Here is a 1,141-nt window from a genome sequence, read left to right on the forward strand (position 1 = left end):
TGAACTGGTTTAATTGAGCCGGACACTTTAATAATGGACAATGTTCTAATATTGAGGTGTTAAATGACAAAACGTAAAAATAAATCTTATACAACTGAATTTAAGCAAGAAGCTGTTGCTTTGGTAACAGAGCAAGGCTATTCAGTTTCAGAGGCCGCAGCCTCTTTAGGGATAACAACCAAACTTATTTATAACTGGAAAGCTAAACTAGAAGAGCAACAAGCTGGCAATTCACTCAATGAAGATGAGCGAGCAGAGCTAAAACGCCTGAGAAAAGAAAACAAAGATCTCAAAATGGAGAAAGAGATCTTAAAAAAGGCCAGCGCCTTCTTTGCGAGAGAAATGAAGTAAAGTACCAATTCATCAAAGAGAATAGCCAAGCTTATTGCGTTATTAAATTATGTGCAGCGATGAAGGTGAGTAGTTCAAGCTATTACGCATGGCGGAGCCGTCCAGCAAAGCTTATAACGGCCGAAGATTTGCACCTTTATCGCAGAGCTAAAGCACTGTTTAAACGCAGCAGAAAAAGTTTAGGCTATCGTGAGTTATGTAAGAACTTACGCAAAGAAGGTTTTAAAATAACGCGCTATCGAACCAGAAAGTTAATGGCGAAGCTCAATTTAGTGGTTAAACAACGAGTGGCTTATAAAGTGACAACCAAGCGTAAGCACTCTGATGCAGTAGCAAATAATTTGTTGAACCAGAACTTTAATCCAGTAGCCCCCAATCAGGTTTGGGCTGGCATATTGATAAACGTATGACGACTGATTTAGTGATGAAAGCCATGATTAAAGCTTATAACGTGAGAAAACCAGCCAAGGGTTTGGTGTTCCATTCTGACAGGGGTTCTCAATATACGAGTAAGCGATACCGCAATCTGTTAAAGCAGTTTGGTATGCGAGCAAGCATGGGGGATGTAGGAGCTTGTTGGGATAACGCAGTTGTTGAAAGGTTCTTTGGTAGCTTGAAGCATGATTGGTTGCTAAAAGTGGCTCAACCAACGCGTGAGCACATGAAAAATGATGTTGCTGAATATATGAAGTATTACAATCTGGAAAGGCTGCACTCAGCTAATAACGATCAGTCACCAGTTGAGTATGAAAATTCTTTAAGAAAAGTGTCCGGCTGGAGTTGACCAGAA

The 1,141-nt window shown here is 40.2% G+C and carries 1 pseudogene; it reads left to right on the plus strand.

The features are described from left to right. The first annotated feature begins 63 nt into the window (after nt 1-63). Nucleotides 64-1,135 (plus strand): annotated as a pseudogene (locus AN214_RS21715) (IS3 family transposase). Nucleotides 1,136-1,141: the final 6 nt, after the last annotated feature.

The sequence above is a fragment of the Pseudoalteromonas sp. P1-9 genome, assembly GCF_001399975.1.
Lineage (GTDB): Bacteria > Pseudomonadota > Gammaproteobacteria > Enterobacterales > Alteromonadaceae > Pseudoalteromonas.